Annotated in this window: 22 protein-coding genes; all 22 read right to left on the minus strand. The window is 52.7% G+C overall.

The window, feature by feature from the left end; all coding sequences use genetic code 11:
• Nucleotides 1–94 precede the first annotated feature (94 nt).
• Nucleotides 95–1,156 carry a UDP-N-acetylglucosamine--undecaprenyl-phosphate N-acetylglucosaminephosphotransferase gene (wecA, locus tag LWH94_RS14040; protein ID WP_332875499.1) on the minus strand — a complete coding sequence of 354 codons (1,062 nt, stop codon included), beginning with the start codon at nucleotides 1,154–1,156 and terminating at the stop codon, nucleotides 95–97.
• A 336-nt stretch (nucleotides 1,157–1,492) separates the two neighbouring features.
• Nucleotides 1,493–3,076, minus strand: coding sequence for a phosphoglucomutase (alpha-D-glucose-1,6-bisphosphate-dependent) (pgm, locus tag LWH94_RS14045; RefSeq protein WP_232902603.1), 1,584 nt, complete (start codon nucleotides 3,074–3,076; stop codon nucleotides 1,493–1,495).
• A gap of 45 nt (nucleotides 3,077–3,121) precedes the next feature.
• A complete protein-coding gene (locus LWH94_RS14050) occupies nucleotides 3,122–3,490 on the minus strand; it encodes a GxxExxY protein (protein WP_036218735.1) in 369 nt (122 codons plus the stop codon).
• A gap of 197 nt (nucleotides 3,491–3,687) precedes the next feature.
• On the minus strand, nucleotides 3,688–4,815 hold the full coding sequence (locus tag LWH94_RS14055; protein ID WP_232902604.1) for a Fic family protein: 1,128 nt from the start codon (nucleotides 4,813–4,815) through the stop codon (nucleotides 3,688–3,690).
• 276 nt (nucleotides 4,816–5,091) lie between these two features.
• Complete coding sequence (locus tag LWH94_RS14060) at nucleotides 5,092–5,835, minus strand: phosphoribosyltransferase (protein WP_022987658.1); 744 nt, start codon at nucleotides 5,833–5,835, stop codon at nucleotides 5,092–5,094.
• 212 nt (nucleotides 5,836–6,047) lie between these two features.
• Nucleotides 6,048–6,332, minus strand: a complete 285-nt coding sequence (locus tag LWH94_RS14065; protein WP_442914996.1) for a type II toxin-antitoxin system YafQ family toxin — start codon at nucleotides 6,330–6,332, stop codon at nucleotides 6,048–6,050.
• Nucleotides 6,304–6,588: a type II toxin-antitoxin system RelB/DinJ family antitoxin gene (locus LWH94_RS14070; RefSeq protein ID WP_036218763.1), complete on the minus strand. Its 285-nt coding sequence runs from the start codon at nucleotides 6,586–6,588 to the stop codon at nucleotides 6,304–6,306. The genes LWH94_RS14065 and LWH94_RS14070 overlap by 29 nt, the downstream gene beginning before the upstream one ends.
• Before the next feature lie 196 nt (nucleotides 6,589–6,784).
• Nucleotides 6,785–7,036, minus strand: a complete 252-nt coding sequence (locus tag LWH94_RS14075; RefSeq protein ID WP_232902605.1) for a DUF2442 domain-containing protein — start codon at nucleotides 7,034–7,036, stop codon at nucleotides 6,785–6,787.
• Between the two features lie 202 nt (nucleotides 7,037–7,238).
• Entirely contained in the window at nucleotides 7,239–8,255 is a 1,017-nt protein-coding gene (locus LWH94_RS14080; protein WP_232902606.1) for a DUF2235 domain-containing protein, read from the minus strand.
• Between the two features lie 111 nt (nucleotides 8,256–8,366).
• Entirely contained in the window at nucleotides 8,367–9,458 is a 1,092-nt protein-coding gene (locus LWH94_RS14085; protein ID WP_332875500.1) for a glycosyltransferase family 4 protein, read from the minus strand.
• Between the two features lie 29 nt (nucleotides 9,459–9,487).
• Nucleotides 9,488–10,519: an NAD-dependent epimerase/dehydratase family protein gene (locus LWH94_RS14090; RefSeq protein WP_232902608.1), complete on the minus strand. Its 1,032-nt coding sequence runs from the start codon at nucleotides 10,517–10,519 to the stop codon at nucleotides 9,488–9,490.
• A 68-nt stretch (nucleotides 10,520–10,587) separates the two neighbouring features.
• Entirely contained in the window at nucleotides 10,588–11,337 is a 750-nt protein-coding gene (locus LWH94_RS14095) for a YdcF family protein (protein WP_232902609.1), read from the minus strand.
• Between the two features lie 14 nt (nucleotides 11,338–11,351).
• Nucleotides 11,352–12,371: an acyltransferase family protein gene (locus tag LWH94_RS14100; RefSeq protein ID WP_232902610.1), complete on the minus strand. Its 1,020-nt coding sequence runs from the start codon at nucleotides 12,369–12,371 to the stop codon at nucleotides 11,352–11,354.
• 48 nt (nucleotides 12,372–12,419) lie between these two features.
• Nucleotides 12,420–13,499: an EpsG family protein gene (locus LWH94_RS14105; RefSeq protein WP_232902611.1), complete on the minus strand. Its 1,080-nt coding sequence runs from the start codon at nucleotides 13,497–13,499 to the stop codon at nucleotides 12,420–12,422.
• Nucleotides 13,500–13,543: 44 nt separating this feature from the next.
• Nucleotides 13,544–14,500 (minus strand): polysaccharide deacetylase family protein, encoded by a 957-nt coding sequence (locus LWH94_RS14110; RefSeq protein ID WP_232902612.1) that lies wholly within the window; start codon nucleotides 14,498–14,500, stop codon nucleotides 13,544–13,546.
• A 1-nt stretch (nucleotide 14,501) separates the two neighbouring features.
• Nucleotides 14,502–15,713 (minus strand): carboxylate--amine ligase, encoded by a 1,212-nt coding sequence (locus LWH94_RS14115; RefSeq protein ID WP_232902613.1) that lies wholly within the window; start codon nucleotides 15,711–15,713, stop codon nucleotides 14,502–14,504.
• Complete coding sequence (locus LWH94_RS14120) at nucleotides 15,706–16,671, minus strand: glycosyltransferase family 4 protein (RefSeq protein ID WP_232902614.1); 966 nt, start codon at nucleotides 16,669–16,671, stop codon at nucleotides 15,706–15,708. Before LWH94_RS14120 ends, LWH94_RS14115 begins: the two co-directional genes overlap by 8 nt.
• Before the next feature lie 143 nt (nucleotides 16,672–16,814).
• Nucleotides 16,815–18,038, minus strand: a complete 1,224-nt coding sequence (locus tag LWH94_RS14125) for a glycosyltransferase (protein WP_232902615.1) — start codon at nucleotides 18,036–18,038, stop codon at nucleotides 16,815–16,817.
• Between the two features lie 42 nt (nucleotides 18,039–18,080).
• Entirely contained in the window at nucleotides 18,081–19,172 is a 1,092-nt protein-coding gene (locus LWH94_RS14130; protein ID WP_232902616.1) for a glycosyltransferase, read from the minus strand.
• A gap of 1 nt (nucleotide 19,173) precedes the next feature.
• Entirely contained in the window at nucleotides 19,174–20,295 is a 1,122-nt protein-coding gene (locus LWH94_RS19545; RefSeq protein WP_232902617.1) for a glycosyltransferase family 4 protein, read from the minus strand.
• On the minus strand, nucleotides 20,292–21,179 hold the full coding sequence (locus LWH94_RS14140; RefSeq protein ID WP_232902618.1) for a polysaccharide pyruvyl transferase family protein: 888 nt from the start codon (nucleotides 21,177–21,179) through the stop codon (nucleotides 20,292–20,294). Before LWH94_RS14140 ends, LWH94_RS19545 begins: the two co-directional genes overlap by 4 nt.
• Before the next feature lie 123 nt (nucleotides 21,180–21,302).
• Nucleotides 21,303–22,277: a glycosyltransferase gene (locus tag LWH94_RS14145; RefSeq protein WP_232902619.1), complete on the minus strand. Its 975-nt coding sequence runs from the start codon at nucleotides 22,275–22,277 to the stop codon at nucleotides 21,303–21,305.
• Nucleotide 22,278: the final 1 nt, after the last annotated feature.

A 22,278-nucleotide genomic window follows, 5' to 3' on the forward strand; every position in this document is an offset into this window, starting at 1 on the left:
ACAAGGAGATGGCCGCAAGAGAAGGGTGGGGTCTGACCCGTAGGGTCAGACCCCTTTGTATCCGTCAGGAGGGGAGCGATGCACCAAAAAACAACTACTGATGACCAACCTTCTTCCGAACCACCACCAGCAACCGCCAAACATGGCTAAGCGACCAGTCATACAGCGCGAACAATCCAACAAACGCCGCAAACATCAGCCACTCGGGCAGGTGGAAGAACTCACCAAGCAGTCCAACGCTGGCGAACAACATGGCCACTATGGTGATCATCAGCAGAGCTTCGCGGTCGGAGAATCCGGCGCGCATGAAGATGTGGTGCAGGTGGTCACGGTCTGGTTTCATTACCGACTGCCCTTTGCGGGCGCGGCGTACCATGATGGCGACCATATCCATCAGGGGGATGGCGATAATCCACAGGGCCGTTACCGGGCGCATGGCCATTTCGCCGGGCTGGGTGGCGTTTACCAGCAGCCACACCACGGCAAAACCGATAAACATGGAGCCCGCATCGCCCATAAAGATGCGGTTGCGGAAAGGGGGAATACGCAGGTTAGCCATCAGATAAGGCACCAGCGCGCAGCTTATACCAACCGCCAGCGCCAGCTCAGCCACCAAACCGGAGGACGTGCTGAACAACAACGCCAAAGAGCCCAGCGCCACCAGCGACAGGCTACCAGCCAGGCCGTCGATGCCATCCACCATGTTAAAGGCGTTGGTGGCACCAATTACCGCGGCAATGGTCACCAAAGGCCCGAGAATACCGAGCTCAATGGGCCCCAAACCCAGCAAATCACCAAAGGTTACCAGCGAGGTACCAGAGCCAAAAGTCAGTACAGCGCCCAAAAGAACCTGCACACCCAGGCGGAATTTCGCAGGAAGGTCCCGGGCATCGTCTACTGCCCCCACAATCACTAGCAGCGCGGCGCAAATCAGGAACAGCCCATGGCCACTGATCAGCGGCATGCCAATCATCCAGGCCACGCTCACGCCTATAAAAGCACTCAAGCCACCAATCAGCGGCACCGACCCCTTGTGGAGTTTCCGGTGGTCAGGCGTATCCAACAAGTGCACCCTGCAAGCAATCGGGCGCAGGAAAAACAATGAGAGATAAGAAAAAAAGCCAGCCATAAGGCCGACGGAACTAGCCGCTTCCATGTGTAGGTCTCTCGTTAATTCAATAATGCCACTAAGCAGGGGACCACCTTAGCTGCTAAATAAACCCTGTGCTATGAGCACAAAGTAGACAGTATAGCGGAGGTGTTAACCTTACGTTACATGCCTGGAGGGATTTAACGTTGTTTTACTAAGGAGATGGTCAGGGAGAATGGCGTTGGCAGATGGTCAGACCCCTTCGGGGCCCGGCAAAGGGGTCTGACCCCACCGGGGTCAGACCCCTCTCACTCCCAAACTTCGGCAGGGGAAGGAAGTTAGCAGATGGTCAGGGGTCTGACCCGTAGGGTCAGACCCCTTCGCGCCCTTTTCGCAGACTCCTCACCTAAGCAGCGTCTCAGCCTGCACAAAAATCTGACCCAGGTGCTCCGCCCCCAAAAAACTCTCCCCATAAATCTTACAAAGATCCTCAGTCCCACTAGGCCGCGCCGCAAACCACCCATTCCGGGTCGTCACCTTCAGGCCACCAATCGCCGCACCATTGCCCGGCGCCGTGGTCATGGCCTCCACAATCGGGTCTCCGGCCAGCTCGGTAAACGGCAAGTCCTCCGGCTTCAGGGTTTTCAGCTTTTGCTTCTGCGCAGCGGTAGCGGGGAAGTCTTTACGGCGGTACACCGGCGCGCCGTATTTATCCGTCAGCTCCGCATAGTACTCACTCGGCAACTTGCCAGTCTTGGCGCGAATCTCCGCAGCCAGCAGGCACAAAATAATGCCGTCTTTGTCGGTGCTCCAAGGCTTACCATCAAATGTCAGAAAACTCGCCCCGGCGCTTTCTTCGCCGCCGAACACCAGCTCGCCGGTGTACAGGCCTTCCACAAACCATTTGAAGCCCACGGGCACTTCGTACAGCCCCCGGCCCTGCCCGGCTACCACGCGATCAATAATGGAAGACGACACCAGGGTTTTACCCACCTTCAGCCCCGCGCCCCACTGCGGCCGGTGGCTGAGCAGGTAATCGATGCACACCGCCAGGTAATGGTTCGGGTTCATCAGGCCGGCAGCGTCGACAATGCCGTGGCGGTCGGCGTCCGGGTCATTACCGAAGGCCAGGTCGAAGCGGTCTTTGATATTCAGCAGGTTGGCCATGGCGGCAGTGCTGGAACAATCCATGCGAATCTTGCCGTCGTGGTCCGGGGGCATGAAGGCGAAATCCGGGTCTTGGTTGCGGTTGACCACTTCCAGGTCCAGGCCATAGTGCGCCGCCACTGCATCCCAAACCGCCAGCGCCGCGCCGCCCATGGGGTCCACACCCAGTTTCAGGCCGCTGCTGGCAATGGCGTCCATATCCACCACCTGCCCCAGGCGCTGCACGTATTCCTGCACAAAATCCCAGGGCTCGGCCGCCACCACCGCCTGCCGGCGCGGAGAAGTCTTCACACCCGCAAGCCCGGCTTCCAGCAACTCATTGGCCCGCCGCTCAATCCAGCCCGTAGCATCCGTACCCGCCGGGCCGCCGTCCGGGCCGTTGTATTTAATCCCGCCGTCTTCCGGGGGATTGTGAGAGGGCGTAATAATCAACCCATCCGCCAGCGCGGCAGTCTTATCGGCGTTGTGCACCAGAATGGCGTGAGACACCAGCGGCGTGGGCGTAAAGCCACCGTCAGAATCCACCCGCGTCACCACGCTGTTACCCGCCAACACCTCCAACACCGAATCCATCGCCGGGCCAGACAGGCCGTGGGTGTCTTTGCCTACGTACATCGGCCCGGTAATGCCCTGCTTGCTTCGCCAGTCCACCACCGCCTGGGTAATGGCCAGGATGTGGTAGCGGTTGAAGCTCCGGTTCAGCGACGTGCCGCGGTGGCCGGACGTGCCGAAAGTGACTCGCTCAGCGGGGTTTTGGGGGTTGGGGGTGTGTTCTTTGTAGGCTGCCAGTACTTTGTTCATTTCGGAAGAGGGTTCCATTTTTTGGCCACGAAATCCACGAAAGGACACGAAAAAATTAAGAGACTAATAAATGATGCGCTTTACTGTGGCTTTGGGAAAAGCAAAGTTGACTAACAAGCCGAGCTTCAAACCTGTCGCCTTCAAGTAGTTGATTAACTGGGATTCTGCTGCGAGCGGGACTTTTTGCTGGGCCTTTAGCTCAACGATAATGCGATTCTCCACGAGTAAATCCAAACGGTGCTCGGCTAGGGGCTGGCCTTTGTAGTTGATGGTAACCGCGGCTTCAGACTCCACAGCCAACCCAGCAGCCCGCAATTCGTGTACCAACGCCCGCTGATACACCGATTCAAGAAAACCACAACCCAGGTGGCGATAAACCTCGTATACACAACCGGTAATCCGGTAACAAAGCTCTTTTTCCTTGAGCATCATCTAGTCCTTTTACTGATTTTTTTTGCCACGAAATCCACGAAAAAACACGAACAAAGATGACTGATAAGAAAAACCAAAAGCTTTCTATCTTTAATTTCGTGTTTTTTCGTGGATTTCGTGGCCAAACAGTCCTTATCTTTTCATTTTTCCGTGTCCTTCCGAGGATTTCGTGGCAAAAAAGTCTTTAACCCACAGAATCACAAGTCCAGCTTATACCGAGCATAGCGCCCTTTGCTATAAATGGGCGCCAACACACCCTTAACAACCAGGTGTTGGAGATCCCGGGTAGCAGTGGCTTTGGAGCAACGCGTTAAGTTCTGATATTTCGCCGCATTGATCCCATTTTCAAAGCTCGGCGCATCCTGGCCCAGCATCCTGCGAATCAGCTTAAGCTGTCTGTCATTCAGAGATTCAGTGTCGAGCCCGTCCCAGAAGCGGGCCTTTCTCACCACGTACTGAATAACATCAAACGCACCTTCCAACGCCTCAACAACCCGCTCGCCAAACCAATTAACCCAAGGCGTCACATCCAGCGTATCTTTCGACGCCTTGTTAAGCTGCTGGTAATAAGCCTTCCGATGTCGACTTAACACCGTTGCCAGGCTCATCATCAGCGGCTGCCCCAGCATCTGGCACACAGCCACATCCGCAATAGCCCGCCCCACCCTGCCATTACCGTCTTCATAGGGGTGAATCGTTTCAAACCACAGATGAGCAATCGCCGCACGCGCCACACCGGGTAAGGCGCGGGAGCCATCCTCAAACCAACCCAGGAACCGCTGCATTTCCTCGGGCACACGCACAGAAGGCGGCGCCTCAAAGTGAACTGTCGGATTGTGAACAGGGCCAGAGACGATCTGCATGGCATCTGGATGAGTACGCCACTGCCCCGCCATGCCGGCCGGGCCCAAAAACGGGCCAGAATTGTGCGCCGGAAGCACCAGTTCATTCCAGTGATGCAGGCGTTCCGCTGTTAATGGTTCTTCGTAAAGGTCCATCACTTCAAGAATCAGAGCGGAGATACCTGCCGCTACCGGGTCATGTACCGCCATCTTCTCATTGGGGCTCAAAAAATGATTCTTGATGGAGCTGCGCACATCCGCGCGATTAAGCGATTCACCCTCAATCGCACTGGTTTCGATCGCAGCGCTGACCAGAAGATCCAACTTCGCTTCGCTACCAAGGCTTTCCGGCAAAACCGCCATCGCCCCAAGAATCTTATGAGACGCCGCAAGAGCCTTACTCGTCCAGAGCTCTGCAGAGTTCTGATCAAAGCTGTAAGCAGGCCAGTTGTCCAGTTGCCATGTATACATCGAATGAGCCATTAGCAGATATCTATCGGCTCACTTTAGCATGAAATAATGAGCCGTTAGAAAAAACTTAACGGCTCAACCAAAGCTGGCGCCCCTTCTTAGAGAGAATTTTTGCCACGAAATCCACTAAAAACACGAAAAAATTATTAAAAAACGTTTTTTTATCTTTTAACCCTTTCGTGTCCTTTCGTGGATTTCGTGGCAAAAAAAGCCCTTAACCCCCAGCCTCAGCCATCACCAATCAGTGTTCAGACTCAGACTGATGACAAACGTTGCTTAATATGAGCTTCAATAACCTTTTGATAGCAAGCGGAGATGTGTCTCTTTTTCTGCCTTAAGGCATCGATTTCGGATCTCGTCAACTGTTCGAAAGCCGACGAGATATCCTGCTTCGTTAGCTGTGAGGGCGGACGTGTGTATTCCGAAGATTTGTCTGATTTCATCTCCAAAACGCTCCTGTAATAGCCTTATATGCTGTTTAGCTGGCCGAAAATCCTTAGAACGACCAGCGTTAGCTAACACCAGTGTACCAAGAACCTGCCCTCCATGGAGCAGCAGATAATTCGCAAGCTCTGCCAGAGTGCCTCCCATGCTCGTAACATCGTCAACCAGAACATAATGAGCACCGCTCTTCACCGCACCTTCAAACGATGGCCGCAAGCGCAGCCTCTCCATCGGATCAGCACCTGTATGAAAAACACGCTGCAGCTGAACGATATCGGTTTCACTTTCACCGTTGAATATCTCTGCAGCCATGAGCGATAAAATAAGCGGCAACGCATTATCACCCGATGCCTCCCTCGCAAAAGGCGAGACAAATATCGCACCCTCTGGAAACTCTCTTCGAAGACCGTACAGAAAATCGAAAGCAAGATCCTCGATCAACTCAAGTGCGGCATTTGGGTCACCGCCTTTGGCTGCAGTGTATGACGAATGCGCTTTTAGATCCTCATCAGTACTAAAAAGATGAAAATGCTGCGCATCGGGGGGTATTGCGTAAACGCGCTCCATTTGTCTTACGTTGTCAGACATTGTAACGCAAATTCCGGACGAATGATGATGCTCTTCATAGCGCTTCCTTACTCCCTGGAGTTAACTGGAATTCCTTTTTCTAGCCAAAGTATTCCTATTTTTTCGTGTCCTTTAGTGGATTTCGTGGCAAAAAAGTCTTTAGCAGTCACCCACCAAATCCACACCTCCCCCCCTAGAGTTAATTGGAATTCCTTTTCTTGACCAGGCTTTCTCTAAAAAAGCTCACTGTGGCTGCCAATTCTCGCCAGCTGCAGCGTGCCGTTATCAACCCTGTAGATCAAAACCAGGTCTGGCTTGATGTGGCAATCCCTGAAACCATGCCAGTTGCCGGTCAGAGCGTGGTCGACATTCTTGTCTTCCAGTGGCTCATCACGCTGCAGCTTAGAGATAATGCGTCCCACCTCGACAATATCCGGGATGGGCAATTTCGTTATCTTTTTGAAGTCTTTTTTAAACTGGGTTGAGTATTCAAGGCTGTGCATGCGCGATTTTGCCATCCGTGAGCTCTTCTAAAAGGCTATCCAGCGACTCCGCGCGGTGCCCCCTCCCTTCCCTGAGTTCCTGCATAGCAGCAGTGCTCGTTTCATTCGGCTGCGGCACCTTGATCTCAAAGGGAATCCCGCCGTGATTAATAACCGCACGAGCAAACAATTTAATGGCTTGTGACGGGCTAAGGCCAACCTCGTCACAAATATGCGAGAACGCAACCTTGGTATCGTGGTCTATACGGGCACTAAGCATCTCGGTTTTCATGACGCGCTCCATTTGTCTTACGTTGTCAGACATTGTAACGCAAATTTCGGACGAATGATGATGCTCTTCATAGCGCTTCCTTGCTCCCTGGAGTTAATTGCAATTCCTTTTTCTAGCCAAAGTATTCCTATTTTTTCGTGTCCTTTAGTGGTTTTCGTGGCAAAAATTCACAACGCCCACCCGCTTGGCGCACAAACTAAGCCACACTCTCACGCTTTGGGTGAGCCTGATCCCCCAACCCAGCCAACAGCCCCTGCACACTGATGTCTTCATCCAGGGCATCCCAGTGAATACCATGAACACTCAGCTCAAAAGCTTCACGGCTTGCACTATCAGCACTCAACAAACGGGGAAACCAAACCAGCGGCGCACCAACCGTTCGGCCATCGGACAACAAAACCCAAAGGTTATCCTCATCAAACCAGACTTTCTCAGGCGAAATAGTCATGCCACGCATCCTCCAAAAGCTTCTGATTTGCCTGCACCGCTTCTAACAGTACCCGAATATAGAAAAAGAACTTGAATCCTTGAAGTCTGAAAACTACGGGCACTTACATCTCCCTCCCTGGAGTTTATTGAAATTCCTTTTTCTAACCAAAGTATTCCTATTTTTTCGTGTCCTTTAGTGGATTTCGTGGCAAAAAAAGTCTTTAACAGTCACCCACCAAACTCACACCACCCCACCCCAAACGCCCAACCAACTCCCCCAACCCGGGGCTCTTGTACGGCACCGAATCATCCTCCCACCGCCGCCGCACGCTCTCATGCACCACCGGCTCCACCGCCCGCACATGCTTGCGCCCCATGGCCTTATAGAAGCCCTTGTACTCATTATGCTGCCGCCCTGCATAATCCGGGTTCAGGCGCAGGAGGAAGTGGGGTTCCAGCCCCAAGCCGCAGGCCTGGGCTTCGCGGGCCATCCACTCGCCGGGGATATCGCCCAGTGCGTGGTCCGGGTAGCCACCGCCGATGTCGGTATGCACACCGGCAAACCACACCTGCTGCAAATCAATCCCCGCCTTGGGGCTCCACAGGGTAGGCTCGAAATCTTGCCGGTTTTCGTCTATGGCCACCGCATGGCGGGCGTGGTTGATGATGCGGCTGGGCTCGGTGTCGTGGAACAGGTAGCGGCTGGTACCCAGGGTACCCAGAAACGGCGCGGGAATGCCCAGGGCGCCGACGGTATCGAACACGCCGATAAAATGAATACGGCTGACATCCGCCACCGCGTAGTTTTTGCGGAAGGTCTCCGCCTTCTCCCGCCCGGGGGCAGAGGCCGGGCCGCGGTTGCGGTACAGGGCATAGGCATGGCCCACCTTCTCGGCATGCTCACGCCGCAAAATCCCGCAGTTGCGAATCAGCCCCGCCAGCGAACGCACGGTATAGGCACCGCGGCTGAACCCGAACAGATACAGCGCATCACCCGGCTCGTAGTTGTGCACCACAAAGCGGTAGCAATCCTGAATGTTCTTGTCGATGCCCTTGCCGGTAATACCGCCAGAGAACTTGTCCCCCTCCGAACCCACACCCCAGTCGTAAAACACCACCTGCTTGTGGCCAGCGGCGTCTTCCGGGGCAATGCCCTCAGCCAGGCGCAGAACGTGGGTGGAGGTGTCGGACTCCGGCGATTGCCAGGTTCCGTCTGAACAGATGATGATGTTTTTCATGGTGCCTCCTGTTCCCTGGAGTTAATTGGAATTCCTTTTATAGGGCTTGCCCCTACCCTTCTTTATTGATTGTTTGCCACGAAATCCACGAAAAAACACGAACAAAGAAAATCACAAACACCCCAAATAAGCCCCAACCACCAAATCCTCACTAAACCGCTCTTCCATCCTCCCCCGAGCCGCCTCCCCAGCACTCTGCACCTCAGCAGCATCCATCCCCAAAACCCGCCGCATAACCCCAGCCAAAGACTCCGCACTGCGCACCTCACACAACCACCCGGTCACCTCCGGCTCTATGGCATGGCGGCAGCCGGGTACGTCGGTCACTATGGCCGGGCGGCCCATGGCGGCGGCTTCCAGAACGGTGCGGGGCATGCCTTCGCGGTAAGAGGGCAACACCAGCACATGGGCCTGCTCAATCAACGGGCGAACGTCGTCTGTGGCACCCGGGTATTCCACAATGCCCTCGGCCTGCCACTGGCGAACCTCCTCCTCGGAAATCGCCGTGCGGTTACTCACCCCCAGCGGCCCCACCAACAGGCAACGCACATCCAGCCCTTCGGCTTTCAGCTGCCGGCAGGCTTCGGCGTATTCCCGAACGCCCTTATCCCCCAGCAATCGGGCAATCATAATAAAGGTGAACGGCCCGCCTTCTGGCAGGGGCGAGGCCTGAAACCGCTGCAAATCCACGCCGGAGCCGGGCAACAGGGTATAGGGCGTATCCCCCAGCAACCCCTTATCCCGAAAAACCGACAAATCTTCTTCATTCTGGAAGAACAAGCGCCGAGCCCGGCGGTTCACCAGCCCATACACCTGCCGCACCCGCCGGAATAGCCAGGAATCGTGAATAAACGCCGTACCCAGGCCGGAAATGTTGTTGGCAAACGGAATCTTCTGCAGCGCGCACACCAGGCCGCAATAAATGTTCATCTTCACGGTAAAGTTGAACACAAAATCCGGCCGGTACCGGCGCATCACCGCCCAGATAAACCGCAGGCTGCGCAACTCCTGCACCGCGCCCGTGCTCTTGCCATCCAGCGGCAAGGCAATGTGCTCCGCACCCAGCTCATCCACCAGGCGCTGGCTGAAGTCATCCGGCGGCGACAGGCAAATCACCCGGTTACCCTGCGCAAGCAACGCCTGAATCGTGCTCGCGCGAAAGTTATACAAATACCAGGAGGTATTAGACGTAAGAAAAACCACCGGCTTCAAAAGCGCACCCGCCTGCCCGTTCAATGCTCCAGATACCAAGGCATAGCCTTAGCAATCCCCGCCCGAATCCGAAACTCCGGCGCATACCCCAGCTTACTCGCCGCCTTTCCAATATCCGCCTGAGAATGCCGAACATCCCCCGGCCGAAAATCCCGGTACACCGGCTCTTTGTCATACACCACGCCATTCTCCGCCAGGGCACTCTTCAGCGCCGCGAACAGATCATTCAGCGTGGTGCGATCACCCACCGCCACGTTGTAAACCTCATTCTTGGCAGAATCCTCCGCCGTGGCCGCCAGCAGGTTGGCTTGCACCGCGTTTTCGATAAAGCAGAAATCCCGGCTGGTGTCGCCATCGCCGTTGATGAACACATCCTCACCCCGCACCATGGCGGCGGTCCATTTCGGGATTACAGCGGCATAGGCGCCATCCGGGTCCTGGCGCTTGCCGAACACATTGAAGTAACGCAGGCCAATGGCCTTGAAGCCGTAACTGCGGGCGAACACCTCCGCATACAGCTCATTCACATACTTGGTGACCGCATAAGGCGACAACGGCTTGCCAATGTTCTCCTCCACCTTCGGTAACGCCGGGTGATCGCCATAGGTGGAGCTGGACGCCGCATACGTGAAACTCTTCACCCCCGCATCCCGCGCCGCCACCAGCATGTTCAGAAAACCGGTAATGTTGGCCGCATTGGTGGTGATGGGATCATTCAAAGACCGGGGCACCGAACCCAGTGCCGCCTGGTGCAGCACATAATCCACACCCTCGCAGGCCCGGGCGCAATCTTCCGGATTACGGATGTCGCCCTCGATAAACTGAAACCGCGCCCACTGCTCTGCAGACACCAGGCTGCGAACCTCATCCAGGTTGCGCCGATAACCGGTCGCGAAGTTGTCCAGGCCTACTACGCGCTGGTTCAGCTTCAGCAGGTGCTCCAGAAGGTTGGAGCCGATGAAGCCGGCTGCGCCGGTGATTAGCCAGGTTTTGGGTTGTTTGGGGAGTTGGTCGAGAAGTTGCGGGTAGCGCCGATTATCAGCAGAGAGCATCAGAGAACCTTTTAGAATTTATTGGCCACGAAAACCACGAAAAGACACAAAAAATACGGAAGAGATAGTTAGCGCCCCACCAAACGCCCGACAATCTCTTTGATCGCCCGGCTACTCCCATCCAGCGCACTGGTTTCAGGGAGCAGGTTTCGCCACAAAGGCCTGGACAGCACCTCATGGTCGGTAGCGACAGGAATAACCTCCAGGTCCTGAGCCTCGAACAATCCCTTCGCCCTTGGCATGTGATAGGCAGAAGTGACCAGAAGAATCCTGCTAATACCCTGCTCTGCCAGTATCTCCGCGGAGTATTCCGCATTCTGGGTAGTATTCCGGCTCCGGTTTTCCAGAACCATCGCCTGGCCGGGAACTCCGAGATCCTGCATAAACTGGCCCATAGCTTCCGCTTCAGACGCAGCACTGTGCGAAGGATCGCTGCCACCGGTCAGCAGCACCAATGGTGCTTTAGAAGCATGGTACAGCCGGGCAGCATGCCAGACTCGATCAGAACCGGATTCCAGATTCGGATACAGGTCGCCATGGCCGGCAGGCGACACACCGCCGCCCAAAACCACAATAGCCTCAGCCTGGGGCACTTCTTGAATCGCTATTGGTGGGTGTTGATCTTCCAGATAGCCGCGAACCCAGTTACTGGCGGCAGGTAGAGACCAGAACCACAGCCAGAGCAACGCTAAGATACCAAACCAGAAAGCATGGCGCTTACGACCTACCAACGCGAGAAGCAGCGCAAGCAGTCCGCCAAATAACGATGCGCCCAGAGGCGACATCAGTGCTATAGCAACCTTGGAGACTACAAACATGGTTTAGTCATCAATCAGTCTCGAGCCGGCTCAACCTCGAAACTCTTAGCCTTCGCCCGAAAATACTCGTTAGTTTTCGATTTGCACCAAGCAACAGCATGCTTTTCATAAAAAGCAAAATAGATAATTCCGGCGACCAGAGACGCGCCAGAGATAACCCAAAATGCCAAAACTGGGGACCAGTTTTCGGAAAGCATCGGAAGGATTCGAGCAATAACAGACTGAGCCGGGTTGTGCGCGAGATACACAGAATACGAAGCTGCACCGAGATACAGAAGAAGCCGAGGGGCCGGCACTTCCAGATTCTCGACCCTCGTGAACAGAACAATCATAGCGGCAAACACCAGCCCGATGTAGATCCGGCTGAATCCATTTATCACTAATACATAAAGAGCGGTCGCCAACACCAAAAAGCCCGCCCAATATACAATTCGGCTCAAGCGGAATTGCGGACAGAGAAACACTGCCATTCCAACGTAGAACCAAAGGTTCAAAGGATTCAAAAGAACCTGAAGAAAACCCGAATCAGGAACGTCAAGCAACTGCCGCAAGAAAAGGATTGCGAGTAACCAGCTCCCCATTACGCATATGAACAGCGTTCTCGATATGAAAATCGACGCGAACAGCAGATAAAAAAGCAACTCATGCTTGAGCGTCCAGGCAACGCTGAGCGCTGTAGCCTCAACGGTCGGTAGCAGCGTAAAACTGGTTAGCAAGCCAATTTCTCGATCAGCCGCACTCAGCTCCGGCAGAAGTTGGTACGCAAAATACAGTGCAACGCCAACGGGCAGATACGGAACATAAATTCTGACGAGTCTGTGCGAAAAGTACTCACCAAGCGTTTTACCCTTTGCAAGCATCCGCGAAGAAGCAAAAGCAATGATAAAGCCAGAGAGGACGAAGAAGAAATCTACTCCCAACAAACCCCGAGCGAAAAACGGGTAGTCCACACCCTCAAAGAACGCATTTGTCGTCAAGACCGCGTGGTGCAGAAGCACCCAGATGGCCGCCCCCCCCTCATTACTTCCAGCCATAAAAATTTCTTCATTTAGCACCTGAGTGACAGATCAGAGCGAGATCGTTTAAAAATTGGACCTATACTCTGGACCAGAAATAATCAATTCGCTCTGATACGGCACGTAGCAGATATTTGCATGCCGCGAAGTAGAGAACCATGCCACCATATAAACCCCATACATCAATACCGGAGCATAGATCGCAACTTTCACAAACCTACGAGAAAACACCAAAGGCGAAGCATACAAAAACACCAAAATGCTAACCGGCATCACGTAATAAATAATCCGGTGAAGCGCAATGGAGGACATCACAGCAACAGGAATCAACGCGATGGTAATCAGCATAAACAGGTTCATCATCGGAAAGAGATCCGGGTAGCGCTCCTTCAACTGGTTCTGTTTCCAGAAAAACATCCCGCACGGAATCAAGAGCAAAACAAACCGGATCAGTGCCCCACCGGACGAAACCTCACCATAGATCTGGTCAATATACCGATCCTGGTACACAGACAAACGATCGCCCAAGAGGAGAGCAACCAGAGGCGATGCCAGCAGAAAAATGATCAACAGCTTTTTAGCAGAAACATCCCTTCCCGCCAGAAACGCGATTGGAAGAAACATTGCAGCCGACTGGTGGAAAGTTGTTGCCAACAGTATGACGACCGCCGTCCCAATTTTGTTGCCTTTGCAAAAATAAACAAGGCTCAGCATCAGAAGGCTGACAGCAATTGCTTGGCGCAATCCTGACATTCCCAGCTGCACTACAAGTACTGGAAAGAAAAGCGCCAGAACCATCAACGAGCGCGGATACAAAAGGCTGAACCTGATCATGCATAAAACAATGATCAAGGATGAGAAAAATATCAGCCAGACATATTCGAGATCTAAGGAGTGAACCAGAAAATTGAGGAGGTGAAACCCGGGCTCCTCCATCAGCGCATAAGCGCTTACATCACCGGAATAATCAATCCGGTCAAACCGCATCAGATACCCGAAGTAATCACACCCAACCCAGTACCTGGTCCCCATAAAAAGCAGAAGAGCAAAACCAAACACGCCCAAGAAAAGAAAATTCACTCCTCTTGACACTTTCAGGCTGGCTGCAAAAACCAAAAAAAAGTAAAACGCTGCGTATGGAAGCATCAGTATGTAACTATCCTATCAAGCCCTTTCAGGCCCAACTGCATTCAGGCCAGTTCGGCCATGGTGACACTTTCCATGCCAAATTGATCACGGAGCGTTCGGAATTTCGCCAGTACGTCATCCAATTGCTTCAAATTCTGCTCCATATTCCTCCCCATATTGTGAGGATGCCACCACAGGTGGTAGGTATCACCACACCTTGCTGCATGCTCCATCTCAGCTTTTACCCTTTGCACATGGAACTTGGAATAGAGCGGCATCTTCGGGTTCCACGGGCGTAAAAACCTGGAGGCCCGAACGTCCACCACCCCATCCTGTACGGCAGGCGCATTATAAGAAAGGGAGCTGGATACCGGGAAAACGCCATCCAGAAGCCGCAGCCCACGAACAGCCAGCGTGTTTTCCTTACCTGACCTGGGGCGGTAAAGATAAGTGGGTGGATTCCCCCTGAATGCAGTTATCCCATGCTCCCTGCAACACGTCACGTGGTCATCCATCATCTGGTTTCGGGGAAACACAATCGATTTGAAAGTATGGCCAGCATCACCTGCTATAGCGCTGGCAGACTCAATATCCGCAGAAAAGTCTTCCACGGTTTGGCCAGGCTCCAGGCAGTAGTAGTGGGAGTATGTGTGGGTTGCCAGTTCCTGCCCCTCGGTATTGGCAATCTGGTCGACAAGGGAACGCCCAAAGTGTAACGGGTCCTCCCGCTCATTCGCGCCAACACCCGAGCGGATAAACTCGTAAGGTGACAGTTCGGAATTGATATATCCCGGCTCCTTCAAAGGGGCATAGCCCAGCATTTCATCTCTGGTACGAGCGAACAATAATCCCACCGTTGCCCAGGTTGCTTTCACCTGGCTTTCAGAGAAACGCTTGAGCATCTCTGGAATCGCCTTGCGCCCTCCGAGTACCGCATCACCATAGGATTGGTCAGTGCGATGGTCACGTACCCCCCACATCAGCTCGAAATCCAGGGAAATTACCAGTTTCGCTACCATGTCACTTGCTCCGCACCCTCTGCCTACCCTTGGCGACAAAGTTATTGATCTCAGCCAATGCAGGTTTAGGATCATCCATCGAAAAAACGGCGGAGATTCGTTTTTTGCTGCCGCCCAAGGTGTTGATGTCCGGAGGCGGAAGAATAAAGTCCTTGTTAGACCTATAAAACCAGGTAGACCAAAGATCTTTCAGAAGATACCGCCACCGAACACCATTCTGCTGCGGCAACTCGGGCAGCGCAACATCAAGCCCCGCCAACCGGTAATAAGCCGCCAATACCGGCTGTTTTGCCGCCCCAGAGCTGATGGAGAACCAAAGGGACGGCCGAACATTAATCTCAATGATTTTCCATTCCCCGGTTACGGGATCACGCTTGAACTCTGAAGCGGCGATACCACGATACCCAATCGAAGACAAAAGCTTCTCGGTGATCTGACGGCACTCATGCTCATCTGAGCTCTGCACCAGCGAGGCAGAACCGAACCCGGGCGGGTACTGACGCAGCTTTCTCGCGGTGAATGGCTGAACAGCGTTATTGCCTGAATCGAAATAGCCACAATAAAGAGCAATTTCGCTTTCCGGCCCGGGCACAATTTCCTGAGCCAGAAGCATAACGCTGCCGTCAGGAATCGAATCGAGTATTCCCTCTAGCTCACTCTCATCCCGAACCATCCAAACCTTTTTACCCTTCATCAGCTCCTTGATTTCATGAATTCGGCTTGGCTTGATAATGCACGGAAACCGCAACTCGTCACGTAACCCTCGGATTTCTGAAACCGTGCCTTTCCACAGCGTGGGGAAAGCCACACCCTGAGAGCCGCAAATTTCATAAAAGCTCTCTTTGTCCATGATCTGCGAAGCCAGACCGTCTGAGTATGACTCCTGAAAGAAAAAGTGCCGGGCGAGTCGTTCACTGTTCTCAATAATCAGGTCCACATCCTGATCGGATGTAGGAATGAGTACCGGCTTTTTTCCTTTTTCCGCAAACTCGGAAACCGGAAACATCTCACACAGCATATTCAGCCTGCGCTCTGGGTCTGGCTCGACAACCCTACCAGACAGATATCGAGAAGCACTTCCCGCCTGCGTTTCCGAAGAAACACCAATCACCGGCACTCCATGCCGCCCCAATTCCCGGACAACATGCAAACCAGTGGGCGAAAGCCCCATCACCACAGCATGCGGCAACTCAGTGGCGGTAAGCTTATTCATGGGTGGCACCTTTGGCTTCCAAAACATCATAGAACAAATCAACCATTGCTCGTGCTTGCTTTTCCGGGGAAAAACGAACCTCAACATCCGCCCTGGCAGCCTTGGAAATGCCCTCCCTCTGGGCTTTATCTTCTATCAACTCTGACAGTACTTGATACCAGTCCTCATTTTCCTTACACAGAAAACCAGTTTCACCGTGCCTGATCAGTTCAAGGTTGTAACCAATGCCGGCACACACCGGCACCACGCCTGCCGCCATATAGGTACGGGCCTTCCCGCCAGACTTACCGTTAGACCATTCATCCTGAGGCAAAGGCATTAAGCCGATATCGAATCGCGCCAGCCCTTCAACCTCACCCTCCAGAGACCATGCGGTGTTCACCCAGGGAACGCCGTCCATCGTAAACTCATTGCCCCCAATGATTTCCCACCTCACATCAGGATAGCGTGACGCCAGTTTCTGCAGGGGTTCCTGAATCAATTTGAGATACTTCACCGTGGTGGGCGAGCCCAGCCAGCCGATTGTAATGGGCCGACCCGCCTCTACATCCGTCCGCTCCCGGTAACGGCTTGTATCCTCTGCCACTTCAAGCGTGACAGCCTTACCACCTTCTGAACGGGCGCTATCCCTCAGCCAGTTATTACCCGCCACAGTACAATCTGCGATTGTAAACATATCGCGCGTTTTTTCAGGAGAACGCAGTAACGTTGCAATCGGGTTATAGCGGCTCGGCTTTTTAATAAACAGCGCATCGTCGAAATCGAAAAAGATCACTGCTCCATTTTTTTTTAGAAAACGCTCCAACACTGGGGGCCCAAACGGGAACAGCTCACGCTGCATGTAGATAACGTCATAACTGCGCCATTTGCTGAGAGCCTTCAACCTGGCCAAGACCGCCCTGGCCGTTGCCCAGACCTTTTTCAACGTATGGCCGGATTGAAGGGTCATCCTGTACATGGCCGTATCCATAAAGCTCTGCACAGTGCACTGAACCCCTAGTTTCTCCAGATGGGGAACATACTGGAACACGCGATAGCGGGAAGACGCACCTTCAAGAGGATAGCGAGTGAGGAACAACACCCTTAACGGCCTTTCCCTGGTCATTTCTGGCTTACCTCTGAATCATCACCGGCCAATTTGTGATAGATACGGCTGTACTCAGCCACGCCACCCTCAAGCGAAAAACGCTCCTCAGCTGCAGTCCTGCACCTCTGAGCAATGCCCGGCTCCTGTGCCAGCGCAATAAGCCGTTCAATGGCAGTATCCAGATTTGCCAGATCAACTCCTCCAGCCTCAGTGACTGGCAGCGTAATGCCCGTGTTAGTGGCTGCGAAGTCCTCCCGCACATCGCCCACACCATCATTTGCCAGACAAGGCTTTCCGCAAGCCAGGAATTCCCCCATACGGGTAGGGCATGATGCCCGCTTCGACCATGCCGGCTTTATAAAAAATATCCCTGCGTCCATGCGCGAAACCTGTTCGCCCACCTCATCAAAAGCCGCCTCGCGAATCTCCACCCTGTTCATATCCACACCGGCGGCCTGCAATTCTGCTCTGATCTTTTCGTGGCCACCCTTGTTGATAACCAGAAAGCGCGCATCGGCACGCCTATCAAACAGCCTGCGCACTGCGATAGCCACATCTTCGAACATGTACCAACTGCCGACCGAACCTATATAACCGAGCGTAAAATCAGCTCTCGGGACTTCGTGGTTCTTAAACAGGTCCAGGTTTGTACAGGTAGGGATAACAGAAACCGGCGGCACCCTGCCGCTCAGGTACTCGAACGCTGAAAACTCACTTACCCCGGACTTCGTTAGTGAAACCACATGGTCGGCAGCCAGAAACAAGCGCCGCTCTACCGTTTTGAAAACCCGATAGGGCGCACTGCGCCTGGACCAAATACCACCGTCCACGCGTTCGTCTGGCCAGAAGCCACGCATATCAAAAACGAACCGTGCTCCGGTTTTGCGCTTAACAGCCAACCCCATGAGACTTGCGATATAACTTCGGCAATGCACTAGATCAATGTCTGAAGCACGGGCAAGCCTAACAGCCAGTCGGGCCCCTTTGGCAATATCAAACATTGTCCCCACAAGGGGCGGCTTATTATTCCAGGTCAACGCATGCCAGTTCACACCGTGGGAGTCACAACGTTGTTTGAGCTTATTGTATCGCTCCGAGTCTTTGAGATTTTCACGCTTCTCGAAAGTCAGCAGTGTCATGCGGTGGTCTTTCGCCAAAGCGAGCACATATTGCAACACCTGGCTCTGGCCAAGCGGATCCATCAATCCGGTGTAGGAAATATAAAGAGTATTAGCCATGGAATATCGAGTCTTAAGTGGGCAGGGCGGCACCTTGCGAAGTCAGGGAGAGATTACATCAAGATATTTTTGAGCAATGCGTTGAAGGGAGAAATCCTCAGCACGAAGTTTAAGCCCGGCCTGGTCGCCCTTTTGGGTTAGGGCAGCAAAAATTGCCTGAGAAAGCGCTTGGGCATCACCAACTGGCACCAAGGCTCCATACTGCCCTGCAGCCAAAATCTCCGTCGGCCCAACGGGACAATCAGTACTGACAACCGGCAACCCATACTCCATGGCCTCAACAATCACATTCCCAAAACCCTCATAATCCGAGGACAGGACAAACAAATCAGAATGCGCATACCAAGGCCCTGGATCTACCGCAAACCCGGGGAGCAGAACCCTGCCTTGAAGCCCGAGGCAATCAACCTTCTGCTCCAACTGCTCGCGCATCTGCCCCTCGCCAAGAATGCATAGGGTTGCGCCAAGCGAAGCTGGCAGGCGGGCAAAGGCTTCAATCAGGAGATCATGCCGCTTAACAGGCTTCAGAGTACCCACGGTGAGGATGATCGGCCCTGGGCGCCCACTGATTTGTTCTGGACATGCGGCATTGACGTCGACTTTCCCTAATGCAGCCGGGTTATGAATTACGGTGAACTGTTCACGAGGAAGGCCGGACAATGTTGACAGATCATCTGCAATACCAGAGGAAACGGCAACCATAACATCTGCCAATGGATAACATAAACGCTGCGAAGACTGCATAACCAGCCGGTGTAATCGCCCATGGCGGCCGTAGGCAATGGATAAAGGCGAGTGTTCGCTGATGATGACGCGACCTTGGTATCCCGCTAGCCGAGCGGCTAAAGGCGCAAATACAGTTAGAGGCCACATTGCGGCGATAATTGCGTCTGGTTTGCTCTCTTTTAAATACTTAACCAAAGGCCTAAGTACGTTTCGAACTCTGGCTGCTTTCAAGTCTACAACTTTTGCCGATGCGGGAAGGTGATCCAATAACTCACCGACAGCATTCCGTAAGACAAACTCTGTTGAAACTCCGACACGCGCCCATTCATCAGCCAAGTTTACGTGGAGGCGTTCAGCACCGCCGGGGCGGAGGTCTGGAAGCACAATCCCGATGCGTAACTGGTCCAAACTAGTGCCTGCCACTATGAGGCCAATCGGTCGATTTTGAAATTCCAGGAATCAAGGAATTAAAGATCAGGAAGACATTCTTATCGAACGTTTCTCGGGAATATTCACGCAAGTGTGAAACGAGCATGCCCTTATCCACCCTGTGTGTGTCAGAAATTAACCATTGACGCCAATTTTCTACGTCGAAATCACTGAAAACCTTGCCGGCAACGCCGACGGCCTCCGGCAATCCACCCCGATCTGAAACCCCAAGTCGGCGGCCTTGAGACAGTGCCTCCACAGCGACTAAACCGAAGGGTTCATGCCATACAGAAGGCATCACCCACGTGTACGCCTGCTTGAACATTTCAGCCCTATCATTGGCCCACCCGATAAAGTGCATATTGGCGGGCATCTCGAATTGATCAGGCAAACGGTGTCCAAAAACCAAGAAGGTCTTCTCCGGTACCAATCTCGCCAACTCTGCAACAAACTGAACATTCTTGCCGGCCCGGTTTACAAAACCAACAGAGTTCATTGATTTGGCGTTAAAAGCGTTCTTTAAATTCAAAGACAACGTCAGTGGAGGATAAAGCAAACGAGTATCGAGCTCAGGGCCAATCAGCCCTCTAACCTGGCCCTGCATGTATTTACTATTAACCAACACCGTATCCGCATAACGCAAACTCGGTTTCAAGCCCTGCCCCGTCGCAAGCAACCGTTTGAGACTTTTTATGCGTTGCCTGAGATTCGCCCCCGGCACCGACCACCCAAAATCTTCATACGCCTGGACAATCGAGACCGTTTTAAAACCCCTTTTTCGTGCAATACCCAGTACAGCGTTGGTGGCTGAAGTCGTTATCAGAACCGTGCAGCTCGAATCCATGGGCAGCTGAGCCGTAAGCGTCTTGCGCCAACTCAAAGCACGAGCGCCCCGGACTCCTGTTCCCATCTCCTTGAAAACTTCTAACTTGACCCCCTCAGGCACACTAGGGTCAGGAGCATTCAGCGCAATGACCGAAACATCTACATGCTTCGCCAACGCTGCTACAAATTGATAGTTATACAGCGTCCCACCTGTAGAGCCGGCTGTCCCTGGCGGCAACCAATGCTCAAGCAAGTAGATTACTTTTACGTCCCTCACCAGCTTAGGTTCCTCGAACCTGGCCAAAACGGGCAAGCATTGAGCAACCGATCATTCAAGCCATCCAGCCGAGTTGGGCTAACTGGCAACTCGGACTGCCCGAGCAGCGGCAACCACTCTTCACCGCTACGAATGCTGATCGGGCCATCAACCTGCTTTCCAATGGATGAATAAAAGTCGTGGTACTTGAACCCATCACCAATCGGCCGTTCAGAGAGCTTCACCCACTGAGAGGGCACGCCATACGCTTCTGCACAGATCAGGCCGTGTAGCGACGAGGAAATAATCTCGTCACAGGAGCATATTTGGTCAATAACATCAAAAACACCGCCCGTGATATCAATAAGCAGCGAATCTTCAGGCAGAGCACCTGGCTGAACACATGGCAGATCCAATTCATAACAATGAGGAATTACTCCAACCTTATATCTCCGACCTATGTCTCTGGGCTTGTAGTATCTCGGCAATAAAAAAGCGGGATCTCCAACAACATCTGGACACTCAATGCCCAGCTGCTGCAGCCGCTCCATAGACCGGTAGCCACGAACGGCATGAACGGCAGCTGGAGCCTGTTCGATTCCTTGCTCCTCGCTTATAAAACCGACACCCCAAACTACGGCCTTCTTCCTTTGTGCATGCTCAAGAGAGCTACCAATCATGTAATAAATCGGGCGATCAGAGGTCGGGAATACGTCGAAAGCATGCACAACGTTCTTACCTGAAATCATTCTGGCAAGAACAGGGTTCAGTTTATCTCCCCAATTGATGCCAATGACACCTTGGCGAGCCCAGTGAAGAACCAAATATTCATTTTCCCGCCTCGCAGCATAAGTGCGAGCAATCTTCCCAGGAAGGTTCCCCAACCTTTTAAGGGTATTTTCCATAATGCTAACCATCTAATTTCAATAATTGTATTGTGTGACAACCAGACATCTAAAAAACAGAAATTAACTACCGAAAAATAAGACCAGAATTAAAACTCAAATAAAATTAAATTATAAACCCACTTATAACCGGAAGCCCATTAACCATTTATTTTTTTTAAATTCCAACCATTTCTTTAGGCACCTAAGCTTTTCTCTTTTTGAAACAAACCGCGAAACCAAAACATCAATTATACTTAAATCCCTACTAAACCCATCATAAACCTCAATCCTTAAACGCTTTCGGAATAGATACCCTTTCAAAGCCAAACCCAATGACTTAAAACAAACCTCATCAATTATTCTTTTTTCGCGTGCTTCTTCAAGATCTCGGAAATATTGAGCTTCCATAACCCCGAAGTCCATACTTCTCAGGCTTTCGATTCCGGAAAGATTATTTTCATGAATCCTTCTCAAAACCATAGGAACCTGTAAATACATTCCTTTTGAGCCGTAGATGGATCTAAAAAGCGCGGGCGTATCTTCTGCTGGACAATCAGTCATTAAAGACGAATAGCTCGTATACTTGGACCTTACATAAGCCCTTGAAGCCCCTATTAACCGAGGCGCATTTCCATCAAAAACATCCTCAACTGAAAAAGACTGCATTTCGAAAGCCGATCCTGAAGAGGATTTGATGTCGGGAAGCTCTCCGGAAAAATTTATGCATGCGCCCTCAAAACACCCGATTGTCTTATCGTTCAAAAATGCTTGGGCACTTATCGATGCCCTGTCAGGCATGGACACATCATCACCGGCCGCAACAACGACCAAATCGCCTTGGGCCTTCCTCATCACCAAATCGAAGTGAGCGGCAATCCCGAGGTTGTGTTCATTTTTTCTGACATATAGTTTGTGGGGCCCATTATATTGATCAGCAACCGACTTCATGATCTCGAACGTCCTATCCGTCGAACAATCATCAGAAAGAATAATCTCCAAAGGCTCATAAGTCTGAGCAAACGCCCCCTCAATCGCCTCCCGAATATACTTCTCCTGGTTATAGGCAAACAAAGCAAATGTTACTAGTGGGCGTTCTTGTGTACTTTCCTGCGTCATT

The organism is Marinobacter sp. G11 (genome assembly GCF_021282325.1).
Classification (GTDB): Bacteria; Pseudomonadota; Gammaproteobacteria; order Pseudomonadales; family Oleiphilaceae; genus Marinobacter; species Marinobacter vinifirmus.